The organism is [Borrelia] tanukii (assembly GCF_030439725.2).
Lineage (GTDB): Bacteria > Spirochaetota > Spirochaetia > Borreliales > Borreliaceae > Borreliella > Borreliella tanukii.
In genome coordinates this window covers 26738-43391 of the sequence record NZ_CP179584.1, presented here as the reverse complement: position 1 = coordinate 43391, position 16654 = coordinate 26738, and the positions used below count along the sequence as shown (strand labels likewise).

Sequence of the window (16654 nt, the reverse complement as noted above, 5' to 3'; positions counted from 1 at the left end):
TAAGTTTTAATTTACTATAATAAATATGCCGGCATACTTTTTATAACAAATTGTTTAATATTTTTTTCATTTCTTGATAATAAATTTCTTTATTGTCCGGCTCTTTTAATTCGTTTATAAAAACCTTAATTGCATTATAAAAATGAACTCTTCCCTTAATAAGATCCTTGTATTTTGGCTGCAAAATACTTTCGATATCTTTATATGTATTTCTATTTTTCATAAATTGGTTTTCTACTATTGACGTGTCAATATTTTTTTTTCTTATCATTTCAACTTCTTTTATTTCATTCATTAATATTGGCAAAGACTCTACAGACCATCTTTCCGTTTGAATAGGTATTATAACTTTATGTGTAATATTTAAAGCATTAAATAATAAAGAACTTAAACTGGGTGGAGTATCTATTATCACATAATCAAAATTATAATAATGTAAGTTATGATCAAAAATAAATTCCAACATAAGCTCTTTATAAGTAATATCTTCTTTTTCAAATTTACACAAAATGGGATGGGACGGAATAATATACATATTATTATTTATTGGATTCATATATTCGTTAAAATCCACTGTTTGATCTCTTTTTAATAGATAATAAATATTATTTATTTCAATATTACTAATATATCGTAAAAAATAGCTTGTCAAACTATTTTGAGGATCTAAATCTACAACTAACACTTTATTGTTGGCTTCATTTAAAATATATGAAAATATAATTGACAACATGCTTTTACCAACACCGCCCTTAATTGACGCAATTGTTATTATTTTAGGTTTTTTATTATCCATTTCGTAAGTGGTCCTTGTTCGGGGTATTTTTTCCCATAAAATTCATATACTTGTTTTTCTAAATCTGTAAACATACTAAATAATATTTTGTTGTAATGATTATTCATTCTTTCTTTATATAATAAGCGGTATAATCCCTTAAAATAAAAGAAAACGCTGCCTGCTTTAAATCTAACTTCCATATAATATGCCCTTGCAAATCCATAAGATTTTCTAACTCCATTTGCTTCATACTTTACAAAAGCCTTTTTAATTGGTTTTCTAAAACCATAAAAAATTCCCAAAAATTTGTCCCCTTCTTTGGGGGGGTATAAGTGGGTTTCTTGAACAATTCTTTCTCCATTATGCAAGGCCCTTAATGACACTCGAAATTCATGTTTCTTCTCATAAACTCCAAATTTGTATAAATCCATCATTATTGGTGTATGGTACATCGCCTTACCATTTTCTTTCTCAATTTTTATAAACTTATCTTTATTTTTACATTCAACTTTGCATTTACCTTTTTTGGTAGGCTCAATTGCAGTTTCCATACTTAATCCTTATACAACTTCTTTTAACGCTAAAGAATTGTTTTCATTTTCTACTATTTCTAATAATTCATAATAATACGTATCGAATACTTTATTATATTCTAATTTCTTTTTGCTATTCAAATAATCTTTTATAATTGGCTTTAAAACTTCAATTTCTTTCACATTTTTTAGCCGCTCAATAAGTATATTGAAAGTGTTTATCTTTAAATTTTCATAATCTTTTTGTGAATTTTCCCGATTTATTTCAATTGATTTTTCTAATTTGCGTATTATTTTGCTTAAATCGTTATATTTGTGATTTTCAATGATAAAATGGGGTTTAAATTTATAATTTTCATATATTTTTTGGAAATTTGTTTCCAGATGTTTGGGATTATACCCGTTTTTTTCTAATTTTTTTTGATTATTGTTTAAAATTTCTTTCAATTTGTTTTGCTTTTCTTTTAAAGAATTTTTGTTAAAATGTACATTTTTATGTTTTGTTGTTTTAATTTCAAATCTTTTTAAAGCTTTAATTATTTCAATTTTTTTATCTTTACTAATATCTAAGTTTAATAAAATTAGAAGAAATTCTTTATCTTTAAAGTTACATTTATTGTAATAGTTTATTACTTGAAAATTTTCTATTTTTTTATTTCTTTCTTCTTTTATATTATTATTTTTATTACTTAAACACTCCCCCAAATTTACACTCCCCCTTAAAGGGGATTTGTCCAAATAGTGGTTTTCAACTCTTTTTTTAAATCTTGAGTGTTTTTTATCTTCAAAGAATTTATTAATTTTAAAGTAACACTCTTTTTTTGGATAAATGAGTTTATAGTAAATTTCAGTCCCACAATTTACCCCCAGGTGTTTGTGGTAATTTGATGTAACTTTTATTTCTTTTTCTAATTTATAAAGATATTTTTGCAATGTTTTTAGCGTAACAGTATCTTGACCATTTTTTTTAAGATTTTTATTAAAGTAATATAGTATATTTTTTTGGGTATATTTTGGATATTTTATGTTTACGTAGTCTAGTGTTGAAATAAGAACAATTAATTTGTGTTGGTGTTTGTTGTGGCAATTTGGACTTTTTTTATTGATTGTTAGTGTCATGACCGTCAACCTCCATGAATTTGTTTAATAATAATTAATAATATAGTGCATAATTTTGATTTAAAAGTAAAGACTTTTCTAAGAAAAAATATTAAATTTTAATTATTAATCTCATTAATTTAATACACTTTTTATAATTTAGTAAAAGAAAATTGATTTTAATTCTAAATTGGGCTACACTACAAAAAGCGTAGTTGTTTAAATATTGACATTGGCACCTACCTGAATTTGTTAATTTGCAAGAAAATAATAATACAGTGGGCACTTAACGAGATTCTTTGTAAAGAGAGTTTGGTTAAGTCCCACTTCTTTTTACAAAAAATTTTGTTAAAAAGTTGGCAAAAATAGTTTTTGCTATATAATTATTATTAAACAAATTCATGGAGGTTGACGATTATGTCACAAGTAACAAATAATCAAGATATACAAAATAATATACAAGCAGAAATAGACTTCAAAAAAGATATGCACACCCTAATTATAAATTTATCAGGGATTGATAAAAATCTTCAGGGATATGGTTATAAGTATCAGAATTATAACGAAATAGCTAAAGAAATTAAAAACGTTATTAAAAATCATAATTTAGATATTTGTTTATGGCAATATCCAACTTCTAAATATGTAGATGGTCAAAAGGAGCACGTTATTAGGACTACATTTTTCAGCAGAAGTACTAGATATGAATTTTCTTTTGATACACCAATGTTTACAGAAAATTTACAATTCAATGATAATGATGATGAAAATAGTACTAAAGTTACAAATACAGTGTATCATCGATTTGGCTCAGCTATTACTTATACCAAAAGGTATGCGTTAGCTTCATTTCTCATGGTAGAAAGTGAAATGGATACTGATGCAGACCCTAATTACAATAATTATGAAAACAAAAATTATATGCCTAACAAGCAAGTTAGTTTTAATCGAAAGCAAGAACAAAAACAAGAGAGATATTACAATCAAAGAAAAGACAATAATTCTGAACAAAAAAACAACACTATTCAAAAACAGAAAAAAGATAGGTTTTATTACTACGGTATTTTTAAAGACGCTCTATCTAATATAAAAAATTGGGTAAATGATTCTAAAATAAAAGATGATATAAACTCAATTATTCAAAAAATAAGCTTTATTCAGAATGTAGACCCCAATAATATAGATGATATCAAGAAAATTGAAGCCGATTTAATCTCGTATTTTGAGAAAAATAGTGATTTTAAGAGTATAAACTATTGGGCGGAGATTATAAAAAGCTACTTCAAGAAAAATAATAGATTAAAGGATTTACAAGATTTTGAAAAGTTTATGGCGTTTAAGAGGACTACTTATGGCCCTAGCCCGTTAATATTCTTTAGTGTGTTAAAAGAAGATAAACAATTTGATTATATATTTGCAGCATAGCAGTATGTTTAGTAAAGCCCCCACAATAAGGGGGCTAGTATATTATGGATTATTACATGTACTAACTACATCAGTTTTGAAATTATTTATATCATCGCCTTTAAAGAATTCTTTAACCAAAGTTTTAAAAGTACTTTTCTGTTCATTGGCTTGATCCCCATTACAGCTATCAAGTTCACTTTTTATATGATCAAGTGCCGATTTTATTTTATCTTCATCATATCCTAAAAATTTATCAAATTTTTCATTCTCCAATGTGTCTTTTAACCATTTAAGTTGTTTTTTTTGATCTTCAGAGAGCTTGTCTTTAAGCAGGTCTTCTTTAGATTTTGGTTTTTCTTGTTGTTCGCTTATATCTCGTTTTGCCCTGCTTTTTACTTCTTGGGTATTATTTTTATTATTTTTCTTAAAAGCGTCGTTATTATTAGAATTACAGCTATTTAGCATAATAAAAAATAAACAAAATAATACATTGATAATTTTCATTTTTATCTCCTTTTTCTCTTCAGTACAATACATTAAGTAACAAAAAAGTTTATTCTTGTAATTATAGATCTTGTTTTTAGAAATTTTTAAAAAATTAACGCAAGTTTTAATTGATAGGTTTATATTTTAAAATGTTGTGCTATTTTTACCTTCATTATTATTAAATAAAGGAGTAACTAATGGAAATTAAAAACATAGTTAAATTATTTTGTATATCGACATTATTTGTAATGGCTTGTAGCTTATATGAAGAAGAAAAAAAAGCATATGAAGAAGAAAAAAAAGAAATAGATTCAATCTTTTCAGAGATTTCAACTCTTAAAAATGACACTGATTGTGACAAATTTAAAGGGTATAAAGATGAAATAAATCAATTAAAAGAAAAATTTAAAGATGTAGATAATGCAGAACTTAAAGAAAAACTATTAAAGTTACAAAGTCTTTTTAAAGATAAATTAACAGCTAAATTAGCAGCTTTAAAATTAGCTAAACAAACAATCGAAGGTATTACTGATAAGGATAATGAAAGTGAAAAAAGAAAAATATGGAAAGAAGCAAAATTGGTTGGAGTAACTGTAAAGTTCAGTGGAAGTAATACTTCTGGCAAAGGAGCAGAAATGTCTAAAGAAGCTGTAGGACAGATAGATAAAATAATAGAGTTTCTAGAAGAAGGTACTCATTGATTAGTAAATAATCATATTAAAAATGTTAAAATCTAGATATTAGATTAAATTAGATTTAATATCTAGATTTTCTTCTGTTGTAAAAGCTAATTTGTTTAATATAAAGCATAAGTTCTTGCAAGAACACTCTTTTTGTAATTTACATTTTTAACTTTGAATACGTATTATAGACTTTTTTTGCTATGGGTTTTGTTTTTTTGATGTACTCTAAAAGTAGTTTGATATTATATTTTATCGAAGTTATTGAGTGTTCGTCTTTTAGTGTTGATAAATCCGGATAAGTATATTCTGGATAATTTGGGTCATTAACTTTAGATTTTGTTTTAGATAAAAATGTTACTAGGTACATAGCATAATCTGATAGTTGTGCCTCATATTTAGCTAAAGATTCTAGTGTTTGAATAATTGGCGGTTTTGGTTCTCCAGGTAGGCTAGCAATAGTAGTGCAGCATAGTAGCAAAATAATCAAAAGGGGGTTTACTAGCTTAAGCATTTTCACTCCTTTTAAGAATGTTGATATATTCCCGCATAATCTTATTGCGTTTTGCTTTTAATGAGGAGATAATTTTCTTATTTTTACTACTAGAAATAGCCTCTATTATCTCAATATTGCATTTTAATATGTCTTGTATTTCTGCAAATATTCTCATTGATTCGGCTGTTTCCATAGATTTTAGTGTTTCAATATATGTTTTGTAGAAAAAATCTATTACCCTACTAAAAGTATTAATATAGTTTTCATCTATGTTTGTAGTATTTTTAGCTATATTAGTTAAGTTAGATAGTAAATTAAGTCCTAAACCAACAGTGTCATTTTGCATTATTTATCCCCTCTTGGTAGATAGGTTTTCCTTCCTTATTGAATTTTAGATCATTAGATATTTTTAGATTTTTTTCATCAGAATTAACTAGATCAATACACCTGTTGATTTTCTCATTAATTGGAGCTAGTGTTTTAGCTATTGTTGGAGTTAATGCATTCTCAAGTCTTTCCATATTTGATTTATAGATTAATTTGTAATGAGAATACAGCTCATAAACTAAAAAAAATCCTTTATGAGCAATCTCATCAAATTCATCTTCAAATTTAGAAAATATTTCAATAAGGTTTGATATGGACGTAAGTCCAAGCTCAATATTATCTTTAGATAATTTCATAAATTAATCCCGTTTTTTAATATGATTGTTGCCATTTCCATTGCCATTGCCATTTCTAAAAATCTTGCCTATTACTATAGATAATATGTCTTTTAGTAAAGGTTTTAGAAGAATTAGCACTCCTAGAACTAGTACAGTGACAAAAATCATTACGGCTATAAGTTTAATTTCGTTTAAATTAATAAGAAGTTCAGTTATTTTAATATCCATTTTTAATCCTTCATTTTAATTTTTTTTGATATATACATTATATACCAAAACTGTAATTTTTGCTAAAATAGTTTACAGTTTGCAATAAACTGGGATTGGATTTCCTGATCTGAGGGATCTTTTTTGGACATACCATCCTTTGTACATAGGGACCCTAATAGATATTGAAGAGGAGCCCTCATGCAGATAAACCAGATTTTTTTCACTTTCATCGTAATACTTTAGGTATAATGATTTACTCCCATTGCTAGGGTGTTTTATGTCAATATCAATATCAAGGTAATGGGGAACATCGTCAAGACTTTTATTGCAAACAAGAGTTACATCGCCGTAATCGTCCATATTAATAGTTTTTAAACTACCCTTGTATTCATACGGATAAAACGTGGTACCTAAAGTTTTTTGTCTGTAAGGATGATAACCAAATGGTAAGCCAGTTATTTGTTCAGGAACAGGTGTTTTTTGAATAGTGTTTGTTGAATGAGACATGATTAAAAGTTTATCATGATAATGTAGGGTAGCTGATGGCATGCCACTTTCAAGGTATGACTTGATTTTATAATAAAGGCTTACAATATTAGTAGAGTCATTGTTAATTAGTTTATTCGTTATTTTAGCGTAAATTTTTTTTACAAACTCCTCATCAGCTGCAAGTTCTTCAGCGATTGTAGACTTAATTATCTCTTTAAAATAGTCAAGTCCTTCACCTTTAAATGTTTTGTCTTTAGCGGTTTTTAAAAAATCTTTAAAAGTAATAGCGTTGCAACTTGCAACTCCATCATCAAGCAGTAAAAGATCATCATTGTTAACAACACCTACCTTATTTAAATCTTTTATTTGAACAGTTTCTTGTTCATCAATTAGTAATTTTTCTTGATCATCAGCCATTAAGCCCCCTTAATTATTAAAAGTGATAATATTTTCACCATCTTTATTATTAATTTTAAGAACTCTACCAATAGGAATAATCCTTTTTATGAAAGCATAAATTGAATGATCATATCCTTTAGGAAGAGAGTTGAATACTAAAGCCTTTTTAGATGCAGCATATCCATCTTTTTTTTCTCTAATTAATATCTTTCTAAGCGGGTTTCCTTTTGCAGTGCTAGGGGAAATAAATGTAATAAAATTTGTTTTTATTGTCCCTTTTAGTGAGATATCAATAACACCGGCTTCTGGTGTATTAACTGTAATATCTACATTTAAAAACGCCTTGAAAATCAGTCTAAACGATTCATCAGTGCCAATATGGCGTAAAGCAAAAATAACGCTGTTGATGTTGGTTGTAATACTTTGTAAAGTTTGAGTTTTTGCATAGAAAATTGATAAGACTTGATATAGCCATATGGCAATATATCTTGATTTTACATTTTCTTTTGCACTAATGGATATAAAGTTAGAATTCATGAATTTAAGTTCATTAAGCAGTGTTTGTGCGTATTCCAATTCTGTACGTATAAATTTGTGAACTTCAGTGTTTTGTAAAAAATTAGGTATTTTCATAATTTTCAAGTATCAATGCCAATAAGTAGTCGTTCAGTTGTATTGAAAATCAGCATTGTATCATCAGTAATGGTAATATCTTGATTTGTTTGAAAATCGCTATCACTGATTTTTGAAATACTTTCAGTGTCTGTATCTTTAACACAAGCTTTTATTTCCATAAACTTAATCCCTTTTACTTCATTAACGGGCGCAAAAAAGTCTTGATACTCAAAGCTAATTCCCATATCAGAATAGTTATTTGAAATAATCCTAGAGTATATGTTTCTAATTTGAGAGTCTATGTTTAAGTAGAGATAGTTTTTAAGGTCAAGTTTATATTTTACTTTCATATAAACATATTTTCTTTTTCCAAGTGATATTTTATAAGATTTTCGTTGTCCAGTTGGGTTGAGTCCATCAATTTCTATATCACCCTCAAGTAAAGGGCCACTAGGAGTTGTAAGATACAATGTTTCCCAAAGTTTTGCTTTAAATTCTGAATTATTAATAGTAGTTTTACCAGCGTCTAGTAAATCTTCTTTCAAAATTAGGTATATATTAGCTTTACCAGCGGAACTTTTAATGTTTGCGTACTCTACCCCATAAAGATTAAGTAAAGCAGCTCTAACTGCACTGTAAGTTGCGCTTTTAGAAGAAATGTGTTCTTCAATTGCAGACCAATAGCTACCACCGGGTTTCATTTTAGAAAAAAAGAGATTAAGTTCATTAATTACTTCTTCTTCAATCAATGCTAAAGAAGATGCAATCATGTTGTAAATCGAGCTATTACTATCATCAATGTTAATCCCATAATTTATCCGTAAGTATTCTCTTTTTGCCCGTACTATATCCTTAATTGTACGCTTTAGAATGCCAAAATCAGAATCAAAAACAATGCTCATAAATTAAACTCCATATTCAAAATGTCCCCGGAGAAAAAAAAGGATATATGTGCTTTGCGATCTTTTACAGCAGTCGAAATATTTATTATATCTAAGTTAAGTTCTTTAGATATTTCATGAAAATAGTTTTTTATAGCTTGAAGATTGTTAATTTTTAATAGTTTCAAAAGTAAAAAGTAGTCTAGTCCCCAATTAGGAGCATAGCTTAGACTTCCCTTTAATGTTTTTAAGAATAAAAACAGTTTTTGTTTTTGCTCGTCAATTCCATCAACAATTGATACATCGTTATTAAATACCAATTTAAAATCATTACTAATTCTTAAATCCATACTAGTAATTATACCATATTTAGCAAAAATTACTTAAACAAACTGTTGATATTAGCAGAAATTCTAGAGGTCACCGCTTGTAATGCTGGATAGTTAATAGTTGTTTTTTCGTCTCCTATGATAGTTATACCGTTGATAGCGCTGAGAATACTATCTAGAATTTCTTTTAAGCTAGTTGTTTGGTTAGCTATTTCAATTCTGCTATTTGCTTTTATCTTAACAGTATCAGAAATTAAATTTAAAGTTTTTGGACCAATTGCGCTAAGTATATAAAAATGATGTTTGTCAAAATGAATATCATCATTTTTATCAAAAATGTTAATGCTTGATTGAAGAAGTATAACAGTATCACCTTTTGATAATTCAAAACTGATATTAGAAATATTTTTTGTTTGAATTTCTAAGTCTTCAAATTCTGGTATTGTAACTACAGCCTCTTGTGTTTGCCGGTTAAATTCTTTTACAGCGCCAATTCGAGTTATGAAAATATTTGAATAAATCCAATTTTTTACGTCTTCTTGTGTTAATGTATTTCCATAAATGCGCTTGTTCATTTTGTAAATTATATGCTCTAAGTCCATTTTACCCCCTTATTATCTCATTGGTGCAAAATTAGAGGCGTCATATAGCTTAAGTGATAATGAACAATCTCCTGTGTTGCTAAGCCCCGCACTTGTTTCTTGTATGGTGTTTTTTATAATGTTTCCTAGTCCGTCTATAAATGAAACTTTATCACCAACTCTTAGTTTATGTGTATAAAATATTTTAGCGTTCCAATATATACGCCTTGTCTTAAATTCAGGTTCAATATCAACTTCTTGTTGTGGTATAAATTCAAGTCCATAATCTTCTAATGCCTCATAGTGAATATCTTCACTCTCTTGATTGTAATTAGTAAATATAAAGTTGCATTCAATTTCGTAATCATGATAGCCAGCATCAGTTATTACGTTATGAACGTATTTTCCTTTTATTATTTTTTCAATAAACTCTTTTGGTGTTGAGGCATAAATATTTTTGTCGATTACTTTAAGTTTATCTTTATCATTCATGTTAATGATATTGCGATTAGGAAATACAGACTCTATCGCATCTTGCACCGTCATGCCCTTAAAGTTTTTACCCACTTTTCCCTCTTTGTCCTTCAATTTGCGATTGAAGAAGTTGCTATTAGTTAATAATTTAACTTCAAGCTCGACACTAAAATCTCCACCAGGATAATCAGTGCTCATGGGGTGCTCTAAAGTGCCTGCCATTATGAAATCAAATTTTTTTTCATAAGCAAATTTCTTATAATATATTTTTACAATATCTCCGAATTTAATGTGGTCTGTAAAGTCTAGTGGCAAGTTCCACAGAACAATTTTTGCTTGTTTGGAACTTACAGTATTTAAGTCTTCTGATAATCTATTAAATATGGAAATATCAACATGAATTCCGCCTTGTGTATTGATTATAATTTTAGGAATTTTTTTCGGAAAAGGAGTTCCATCAGTTGATTTTTTTGATTCATCTACATCATAAAACTCAATTTTAAAATCATAACTTAGTAACACTGTTTTAAAATCGTGATTTACTAACATATATTATCCTTTATATTTTTCTAATGTAAACGTTTTCACTACTTCCATTGATAGACTAACTTCAACTTCATCAATGAAGGGAGTGTCCTTAAACGAAAGATTTGTAATTATAGCTAATTCTTTAAATCCAAAAGTTGGACTGTAGATAGTAAAAGGAACTTGAGCTTGTAGTCTGTTGGCTAGTTGTTCTTTTACAAGGTGGGCGTCAAAACGGAGTAAAGAATTGCCAAAAACAGTCTTTTTGAGTGGTGAAAGCATTTCTTTGTATAGAGAAGTCAGTACTCCACCGTTTAATGAAATATGTTCTCCAGTCATTACGGGGTTGTAGCTTACGTATGTCGCTTTTCTATCATAATAGTTGATAGTCGGGCGTTTAGAGTAACTAGTGTTGTAAGACCGCGAGATTAGCTGGGTTTTTGGTTTTATAAAAAACAATTGTGGCACATACCCAAAACCTTTTAAATCTAGTCTAGGGAATAGCATTAAAAAGTTGTCTGCTCCAAAAAGAGCAGATATTTGGGTTGTTATATCTCTTATTAATTGAGTATTCTCCGGAGATGACTTTTCCTTTTCTTTTTTATTTTCGCCATTGTCAATATTTTTATTTATAATGTCCATAAAATTACCTTTTATCAAATAACACTAAAAATCCTCAATAATAGCCCAATTTTTTTAGTAGTTTTTGTAACCCTACCGGTAAGAGACTTACAAAACCTCGCCACGCAGCGCTAAATCCAGCAGCAATTGCAGAACCTATAGAACTAAGAGCACTTGTAACCATTTTGGTTAAAACACCAGTAATGCCCCCTGTACTATACGTTTTCATCAAGTCTTCGACCCAGGCAATTATTTCTGAAGCACCATCAAGCACCGGTTTCATAGCTCCAGCAGTCACATCCATAAGAGATTGCTCAAGCCTGGTTAACTTGATATCAATTTCTTCTTTCTCGTCAGCAGGTTTTGTAAGTCCCTAACTTGCGTAATCATCTTTTATTTCTTTTAATTTCTTAAATCTAAAGTTATAATCTTTGCCCCGAGCGTCTCTTTCATAGTTATCTTTTGCTTGTACCGTATATTTTTCGCCTTTTATTGTGCCCTCCATTGTTTTATAAAGGTTTCCATATCCTCTAATATGCGCGTCAACAAGTGCTGCAGCCTCTTGCATGCTAGCTTGACCGCTAGATACAAGATCGGCCATCATTTCCCCCGTAAGTTTTAATCTCTCTGGAGTCAACTGGTTCATGCTTGTTAGAGTCCCCTTAATAAGAGAAAATTGCCGCAGAAACTCTTCTTTTTCTAAGCTGCGCTCAAATCCTTTTCTAGTATTAAGGATTCCCCCGGTAATATTCCCTTCCTTATCTTTAGTTCCCATAAATAATGCCCGTTGTTTTTCTGTATAAAATGCGCTATTGAGGTGTTGCGCTTTTCTCTGTTGAGAAACTGCTTCAACTGATTTTTTAATCCAACCAAACGCAAAACCAAAAATCCCACCTGCTGCTTTACTAACAGCGTTGCCAATAACAGTTCCTAGGGCGCTACCTATAGCAATTTTGGCAACAAGTCCTTTCCCTTGAGAAGCCGCTAGCAATTTACTTTTTGCTTTTGATTCTTTTGCAAGTTCTTTATACTCAAGGCGTCTTTTATCTCTATCCGACATTAAAGATCTTTTAAAAGCTTCTTTTCGAGCTTTTTCAAAACCCATGCCTTGTTTCATAAGCTTTTTAGTTTGTGTTAGCCTATATTTCTCAACACGCTCTCTTAAGCTTTCAAATTTAGTTTGTTTGCTTAGTTCTTTTTTCTTATCAGACAAATTATTTTTTACAATATCTTTAGTACTACCCAAACTAGATTTTTTAGGTTTAAGATATTTTTCCATTTTGGTAATATCTTGTTCGATAGCCTTTTTTGTTGCTGCATGATCAAGAACGCCCTTAAATTTAATGGTGAATTTGTCGCTCATTAATCCCTCATTTACTCAAAATTAACTCATACAATTCTTTTTCTAATTTAAGATCAGCAATACGATTAACTTCTAAAAGCTCATCATAAGGCATTTTCTTAACATCATCATATGAGCAAATATTCATAATTACTGGAAAATAGTATTTATCGTTTTTTATCTCTTCAAGTAAGGTGAAATACTTTTTTCTACTCTCATTAAGACTAGCAATAGTTTTGCCAATCTCTTTATTTATTTTGCTCATTTAGCAACCAGTTCAGTAGAATTTGATGTAAGTGTAGAAGTTACTTTTGTATAATCAAAATTATCATTGATGTAGTCAAAAGTAACAAAATCACCAACATTGTTTTCATATTCACTCAAAAATACTAAAGCCGGTTTTTTAAGATCATTATCTGCGTGAAAAGTATTGAATTGCGCGGTGTAGATAATAGCAACAAGATAGTCCTTGTAGTAAGAGATAAATTCTCTATTTGCATCTAAAATTACATAAAATTCATCTAAAAATTTCGGACTTATCATTAAGTTGTAATTTCTCTTAAATATTTCACTTCATTAAGCTTATAAATAGCGTCACTTTGATTAAATCCGAGGACTCTATCCCATTCATAGACTGGTAATACTCTAAGTGGATATTCATATGTTTTGTTTTTGGTTAAAATTTTCATTTTATATCTCATTATCATAGAAAGAATCTCCTTTTAATTTTTGTTTGGTTTTGTTTTTTTGCAATTAATAGCCCTAATTTCAAAAGTTACTTTTTCAGCTTCAGCGAATAACTTCTTGACGGTTCTTCAGTGAAAATTGCATGGTTAGAAATAATTTTGGTAGCAATTCTATCATTGAATGCTAAATCAAGCATTTTATCATATTTGCTAACATCCATGTTATAAAACTGATCATCTGCAATTTCAGTTAGTGCAATATAATCATGACTACCTAGAGTAACTTCAATGTTGAAAATATAAGTTATCGTTTTAGGATCTCGTAAGCTTATTACAGGAAATCCTTATCTTCAGTGCTAACCACTGCTCTTGTTGTAGGTTCACTTGTAAGCTCAAGTTTGCCACTATGCAGTTGTATACCACCGATTGAAAAGTAAACTTCTCTTAAATCATAAAATTGCATAATTTTAACTCCTTATACGTTTAAACTATTTTGATAATCAACTATATCTTGAGAAGTAATTACTAAAGTAACAGCATTAATACTAAAGTTGTAAGTAATATTCACACTAAGTTCTAATTTAAGCTGTTTAGTGCCTGAAAGGGTAAGCTTTAAGTCTTTGTATTCTACAATCAGTCCCCTATCGATAAACCGTTTTAGTAGGCATTCAATAGCAGAAGTATATGCATTATCTCTAGCGCCACTAAGTTGTAGTGCGGATAATTTGCTGTTTTGTCTATTGTTTTTATTCCAAATTCGAATAAGCTCAACAATAGCCTCGTTTTTTATGTAATGATAAGTAAAAATCTTATCTATTGATTTTCCAGTTAGATCAACACCCTCTTTAAAAGCGGATATACCATCAAGTCCAGTTTCATTAAGAAGTGAGTAAAAATTGATTTTTGTATCCCTTAACTTTTTAATCACAGCATCATCAAGAAGTGGTTTGGCGGCTAGTGGCATACCATAAGGATTAACAGAATGAAAAATACTTGCTTGATGCAAATACGCACTTACAAATTTTAAATGTAGATTGTCTCTATTATTACTATAAACAACAATATTTCCTTCTTTTTCAATATCGCCTTTATCCTTAAACAGTTCTTTTATTTCTTGTTCTTTAGTTGAGAATACAAAAAAAGTTGAAGACATTTTGAACTTATCATAGTCGTCTTTGTAAATTTTTAGTCCATCATCCGAATTATCACCTTCAGTATTAATAAGCACAACAAAAGAGTGTCTATGCACTTTTAGATAATTTTTTAATTCTTCAGGTTTATCCTTATAAATAAAAAGAACAGCGGATTTTGTTGACTCTTCAGTTGAATTAAAAAAATCTTTCATTGCGGTTGTTAAGAGTGTTTTTTCTTTTCCAAACTGTTCTTCTCCATTGCCATTTTCTTTTTCTAAAGTTTGAATTTCTTTTTCATAGTTATTAACAGTTAGATCCAATGTTTTGTAGTTAATAGAATCTTTTTTAACCTTAATTTTGGCTGTTTTGTAGACCAAAAGTGGGCTATAATAATTGGGCGTGTTAGCTTGAACACTAGCTTTAACCAAGCTTACACTAATTGTATCTTGTGGCAATTTTAATCCTCCTTTAAAATTTCGATTGCTTGAACACTAGCATTAAATGCTACAGATGCACTGTATGCATGGTTGCTATATTTTGTACCTAAATTAATCATTCCAACTGTTTGCATGTTAGATGTTAGATAAATATAAAAGTTAATTTTTCTTATATATTCGGGTTGAGATTGACTTTCTAACGTGTACTTATGGTCTTTATTATGTAAAAATTTGCTAAGCATACTGTAAAGCATTAGCATACGCGAATTAGCCTCAAAATCTTTAGCATTTAACACTACCGCAATAATATATATTTGAAAATCTAGACTAAACTCCAAAGCATTTTCGTAAAATGTACCGAGATTACAATTATGATCAAATAGATGTTGTGTGCCATCAAATTTCAATGCTACGATATTAGGGCTAGCAGTTGTAATTTTTGAAAGATATGGGTGATTGTAAGTATTCATAATCTCGCATTCAAAATTATTTTCAGTTGCATAGGTCTTAAACCCTTTAAATATCTTGATTAAATGATTTAAAATCACATCTAGAGTTACAATCATTCAAGTACCTTATAAGTAAGTTCTGATAACATTTTGGACGTATCCACAAGTGGAATTGATGCGGTATTGCTACCTTTTTTTGACTTCCTTTCAATTGTGCTAGCCTTTAAACCCGGTGCAACTTGCCCAGATAGTACATAATTCTGGTAATATCTTATAAAAGCTTGTCCAATAGCATCCATTCCTGATTTAAGATCAGTACGAAACTTAGAATTTATATAGCCACTATTGATATATTCTCTAAATTCAGCACTATCAGCAATTTTAGTTAAATGTTTTCTTACTGGTAAATTAGCACCCCCTTTTTCATGCATCCTAGCAATACTAGAACGGCCCCCGAACCAGCCAATTTCTAACTCAATTGTAAATTCTTCTATGCCCATATAAATTCCTTTAAAACTAAAGTAAAGTAGCCAATTGAAGAGTCAATGCTAAATATTTCAAAATAAACTAAATCTGAAATTGATATTCTATCTTTCAGTTCATAGTCAAGGTTTTGATATGTGTAAAGTTTAGAATACCCTTGAATGTCAGATATATTGGAGTCATAAAGCATTGCAAGTTCTTGCGGTTTAATGTCAATAATAACCCCAGCAAATTCGATGTACTTGTTCTTATCAAACACTCTTTGATAAGAGTCATCATGTTCAAGTTTTACAAGATTGCCTTTATAAAATCTCAAAGATTGAGGGTCTTTAAAAACGTTAATCATGCGTACAGACATATCCGCTAGTCTTTTTCTAACACCATTCACTAGACAACTCCTAAGCAGGATGGTGTTGAAGTTTCTCTTTTTAGTTTTTCTAAAAATGCATCAAGTTGCAAACAAAAGTTCTTGTTTGATCCACAACTTTCTCCACCACCCTCATCTCCTCCACTACCGCTAGGATAATAATCAAGTTCAAGTTCGTTAAATTTCTCTTTTTTGATCCTATCAAATTCAAATTCGCGAACAACCCCTTGCTTTCTTAATTGACAACCCATATGGTAGAAAGTAAGCAAAAATATTTGCTCATATGTAAGTGAACTAGCATCAATACCACGTGTTACTAGAATAGCTTGAAGTAAAGATAGATGAAGTAGAAAATTTTGCCTGCTTAGTGCTAGTTTATCTATCCCTAATAGCAGTAGCACTTCAGAATGAAGTTTTGTTACTAAAAGTTCTTCTTCATTCTGTGCTTGTACTTGTAAATTTGTTTGTTCACTCACTTTGATTTACCTTA

General features: G+C 29.2%; 22 protein-coding genes and 4 pseudogenes. 2 read left to right on the top strand and 24 right to left on the bottom strand.

From position 1 onward, the window contains the following. Positions 1-40: 40 nt before the first annotated feature. Genes QIA27_RS05890 through QIA27_RS05880 form a run of 3 tightly spaced genes read right to left on the bottom strand, consistent with a single transcriptional unit; the run spans position 41 to position 2430 of the window. On the bottom strand, positions 41-796 hold the full coding sequence (locus QIA27_RS05890) for a ParA family protein (RefSeq protein WP_418906365.1): 756 nt from the start codon (positions 794-796) through the stop codon (positions 41-43). Beyond that, entirely contained in the window at positions 772-1329 is a 558-nt protein-coding gene (locus QIA27_RS05885; RefSeq protein ID WP_418906364.1) for a DUF226 domain-containing protein, read from the bottom strand. The genes QIA27_RS05890 and QIA27_RS05885 overlap by 25 nt, the downstream gene beginning before the upstream one ends. Before the next feature lie 9 nt (positions 1330-1338). Further along, the gene (locus QIA27_RS05880) at positions 1339-2430 is read right to left on the bottom strand and encodes a plasmid maintenance protein (RefSeq protein WP_418906363.1); all 1092 of its coding nucleotides are present in this window, start codon (positions 2428-2430) and stop codon (positions 1339-1341) included. 396 nt (positions 2431-2826) lie between these two features. On the opposite strand from QIA27_RS05880, the gene QIA27_RS05875 reads away from it, so the two are divergent. Continuing rightward, the gene (locus tag QIA27_RS05875; RefSeq protein ID WP_418906362.1) at positions 2827-3834 is read left to right on the top strand and encodes an ERF family protein; all 1008 of its coding nucleotides are present in this window, start codon (positions 2827-2829) and stop codon (positions 3832-3834) included. 42 nt (positions 3835-3876) lie between these two features. On the opposite strand, the gene QIA27_RS05870 is transcribed toward QIA27_RS05875, so the two are convergent. Beyond that, positions 3877-4320: an Mlp family lipoprotein gene (locus tag QIA27_RS05870; protein WP_418906361.1), complete on the bottom strand. Its 444-nt coding sequence runs from the start codon at positions 4318-4320 to the stop codon at positions 3877-3879. A 179-nt stretch (positions 4321-4499) separates the two neighbouring features. Between QIA27_RS05870 and revA the strand changes: the two genes are divergently transcribed. After that, a complete protein-coding gene (gene revA, locus QIA27_RS05865; protein ID WP_418906360.1) occupies positions 4500-5003 on the top strand; it encodes a fibronectin-binding protein RevA in 504 nt (167 codons plus the stop codon). A 139-nt stretch (positions 5004-5142) separates the two neighbouring features. On the opposite strand, the gene QIA27_RS05860 is transcribed toward revA, so the two are convergent. From QIA27_RS05860 to QIA27_RS05765, 20 genes and pseudogenes are all read right to left on the bottom strand, one after another. Further along, on the bottom strand, positions 5143-5496 hold the full coding sequence (locus QIA27_RS05860; RefSeq protein ID WP_418906359.1) for a BBA14 family lipoprotein: 354 nt from the start codon (positions 5494-5496) through the stop codon (positions 5143-5145). Then, on the bottom strand, positions 5489-5824 hold the full coding sequence (locus QIA27_RS05855) for a BlyB family putative holin accessory protein (RefSeq protein ID WP_418885638.1): 336 nt from the start codon (positions 5822-5824) through the stop codon (positions 5489-5491). Before QIA27_RS05855 ends, QIA27_RS05860 begins: the two co-directional genes overlap by 8 nt. Further along, complete coding sequence (locus tag QIA27_RS05850) at positions 5814-6161, bottom strand: BlyB family putative holin accessory protein (protein ID WP_418906332.1); 348 nt, start codon at positions 6159-6161, stop codon at positions 5814-5816. The genes QIA27_RS05855 and QIA27_RS05850 overlap by 11 nt, the downstream gene beginning before the upstream one ends. A gap of 3 nt (positions 6162-6164) precedes the next feature. Then, complete coding sequence (locus QIA27_RS05845; RefSeq protein ID WP_418906331.1) at positions 6165-6371, bottom strand: BlyA family holin; 207 nt, start codon at positions 6369-6371, stop codon at positions 6165-6167. Positions 6372-6443: 72 nt separating this feature from the next. Continuing rightward, positions 6444-7259, bottom strand: coding sequence for a DUF685 domain-containing protein (locus QIA27_RS05840; protein ID WP_418906330.1), 816 nt, complete (start codon positions 7257-7259; stop codon positions 6444-6446). 9 nt (positions 7260-7268) lie between these two features. Further along, complete coding sequence (locus QIA27_RS05835) at positions 7269-7874, bottom strand: DUF735 family protein (RefSeq protein ID WP_418906358.1); 606 nt, start codon at positions 7872-7874, stop codon at positions 7269-7271. 5 nt (positions 7875-7879) lie between these two features. Beyond that, positions 7880-8758 (bottom strand): DUF276 domain-containing protein, encoded by an 879-nt coding sequence (locus QIA27_RS05830; RefSeq protein WP_418906357.1) that lies wholly within the window; start codon positions 8756-8758, stop codon positions 7880-7882. After that, positions 8755-9087 carry a DUF2634 domain-containing protein gene (locus QIA27_RS05825; protein ID WP_418906356.1) on the bottom strand — a complete coding sequence of 111 codons (333 nt, stop codon included), beginning with the start codon at positions 9085-9087 and terminating at the stop codon, positions 8755-8757. The genes QIA27_RS05830 and QIA27_RS05825 overlap by 4 nt, the downstream gene beginning before the upstream one ends. A gap of 29 nt (positions 9088-9116) precedes the next feature. After that, positions 9117-9668, bottom strand: coding sequence for a DUF777 family protein (locus QIA27_RS05820; protein ID WP_418906355.1), 552 nt, complete (start codon positions 9666-9668; stop codon positions 9117-9119). A gap of 12 nt (positions 9669-9680) precedes the next feature. Then, entirely contained in the window at positions 9681-10670 is a 990-nt protein-coding gene (locus QIA27_RS05815) for a DUF693 family protein (RefSeq protein ID WP_418906354.1), read from the bottom strand. A 3-nt stretch (positions 10671-10673) separates the two neighbouring features. Beyond that, positions 10674-11288 carry a DUF792 family protein gene (locus tag QIA27_RS05810; RefSeq protein WP_418906353.1) on the bottom strand — a complete coding sequence of 205 codons (615 nt, stop codon included), beginning with the start codon at positions 11286-11288 and terminating at the stop codon, positions 10674-10676. Between the two features lie 34 nt (positions 11289-11322). Beyond that, positions 11323-12630: pseudogene (locus tag QIA27_RS05805) on the bottom strand (DUF759 family protein). Between the two features lie 7 nt (positions 12631-12637). Further along, positions 12638-12874 (bottom strand): DUF1322 family protein, encoded by a 237-nt coding sequence (locus tag QIA27_RS05800; protein ID WP_418906352.1) that lies wholly within the window; start codon positions 12872-12874, stop codon positions 12638-12640. Then, a pseudogene (locus QIA27_RS05795) lies at positions 12871-13316 on the bottom strand (DUF1473 family protein). The gene QIA27_RS05800 and the pseudogene QIA27_RS05795 overlap by 4 nt, the downstream one beginning before the upstream one ends. Positions 13317-13331: 15 nt before the next feature. Continuing rightward, positions 13332-13758, bottom strand: a pseudogene (locus QIA27_RS05790) (DUF1463 family protein). 12 nt (positions 13759-13770) lie between these two features. Then, on the bottom strand, positions 13771-14883 hold the full coding sequence (locus QIA27_RS05785) for a DUF787 family protein (protein ID WP_418906351.1): 1113 nt from the start codon (positions 14881-14883) through the stop codon (positions 13771-13773). Continuing rightward, positions 14864-15431 (bottom strand): annotated as a pseudogene (locus QIA27_RS05780) (DUF764 family protein). Before QIA27_RS05780 ends, QIA27_RS05785 begins: the two are co-directional and overlap by 20 nt. Further along, on the bottom strand, positions 15428-15814 hold the full coding sequence (locus tag QIA27_RS05775) for a hypothetical protein (RefSeq protein WP_418906350.1): 387 nt from the start codon (positions 15812-15814) through the stop codon (positions 15428-15430). Before QIA27_RS05775 ends, QIA27_RS05780 begins: the two are co-directional and overlap by 4 nt. Continuing rightward, the gene (locus QIA27_RS05770; protein ID WP_418906349.1) at positions 15805-16185 is read right to left on the bottom strand and encodes a DUF1506 family protein; all 381 of its coding nucleotides are present in this window, start codon (positions 16183-16185) and stop codon (positions 15805-15807) included. The genes QIA27_RS05775 and QIA27_RS05770 overlap by 10 nt, the downstream gene beginning before the upstream one ends. Further along, positions 16185-16640: a DUF3890 domain-containing protein gene (locus QIA27_RS05765; protein WP_418885619.1), complete on the bottom strand. Its 456-nt coding sequence runs from the start codon at positions 16638-16640 to the stop codon at positions 16185-16187. Before QIA27_RS05765 ends, QIA27_RS05770 begins: the two co-directional genes overlap by 1 nt. Between the last annotated feature and the right edge of the window lie 14 nt (positions 16641-16654).

Excerpts from the sequence above, each read along its gene's own strand:
- QIA27_RS05890 (WP_418906365.1), bottom strand. The coding sequence starts at position 796 with ATGGATAATAAAAAACCTAAAATAATAACAATTGCGTCAATTAAGGGC.
- QIA27_RS05885 (WP_418906364.1), bottom strand. The coding sequence starts at position 1,329 with ATGGAAACTGCAATTGAGCCTACCAAAAAAGGTAAATGCAAAGTTGAA.
- QIA27_RS05880 (WP_418906363.1), bottom strand. The coding sequence starts at position 2,430 with ATGACACTAACAATCAATAAAAAAAGTCCAAATTGCCACAACAAACAC.
- QIA27_RS05875 (WP_418906362.1), top strand. The coding sequence starts at position 2,827 with ATGTCACAAGTAACAAATAATCAAGATATACAAAATAATATACAAGCA.
- QIA27_RS05870 (WP_418906361.1), bottom strand. The coding sequence starts at position 4,320 with ATGAAAATTATCAATGTATTATTTTGTTTATTTTTTATTATGCTAAAT.
- revA (WP_418906360.1), top strand. The coding sequence starts at position 4,500 with ATGGAAATTAAAAACATAGTTAAATTATTTTGTATATCGACATTATTT.
- QIA27_RS05860 (WP_418906359.1), bottom strand. The coding sequence starts at position 5,496 with ATGCTTAAGCTAGTAAACCCCCTTTTGATTATTTTGCTACTATGCTGC.
- QIA27_RS05855 (WP_418885638.1), bottom strand. The coding sequence starts at position 5,824 with ATGCAAAATGACACTGTTGGTTTAGGACTTAATTTACTATCTAACTTA.
- QIA27_RS05850 (WP_418906332.1), bottom strand. The coding sequence starts at position 6,161 with ATGAAATTATCTAAAGATAATATTGAGCTTGGACTTACGTCCATATCA.
- QIA27_RS05845 (WP_418906331.1), bottom strand. The coding sequence starts at position 6,371 with ATGGATATTAAAATAACTGAACTTCTTATTAATTTAAACGAAATTAAA.
- QIA27_RS05840 (WP_418906330.1), bottom strand. The coding sequence starts at position 7,259 with ATGGCTGATGATCAAGAAAAATTACTAATTGATGAACAAGAAACTGTT.
- QIA27_RS05835 (WP_418906358.1), bottom strand. The coding sequence starts at position 7,874 with ATGAAAATACCTAATTTTTTACAAAACACTGAAGTTCACAAATTTATA.
- QIA27_RS05830 (WP_418906357.1), bottom strand. The coding sequence starts at position 8,758 with ATGAGCATTGTTTTTGATTCTGATTTTGGCATTCTAAAGCGTACAATT.
- QIA27_RS05825 (WP_418906356.1), bottom strand. The coding sequence starts at position 9,087 with ATGGATTTAAGAATTAGTAATGATTTTAAATTGGTATTTAATAACGAT.
- QIA27_RS05820 (WP_418906355.1), bottom strand. The coding sequence starts at position 9,668 with ATGGACTTAGAGCATATAATTTACAAAATGAACAAGCGCATTTATGGA.
- QIA27_RS05815 (WP_418906354.1), bottom strand. The coding sequence starts at position 10,670 with ATGTTAGTAAATCACGATTTTAAAACAGTGTTACTAAGTTATGATTTT.
- QIA27_RS05810 (WP_418906353.1), bottom strand. The coding sequence starts at position 11,288 with ATGGACATTATAAATAAAAATATTGACAATGGCGAAAATAAAAAAGAA.
- QIA27_RS05800 (WP_418906352.1), bottom strand. The coding sequence starts at position 12,874 with ATGAGCAAAATAAATAAAGAGATTGGCAAAACTATTGCTAGTCTTAAT.
- QIA27_RS05775 (WP_418906350.1), bottom strand. The coding sequence starts at position 15,814 with ATGGGCATAGAAGAATTTACAATTGAGTTAGAAATTGGCTGGTTCGGG.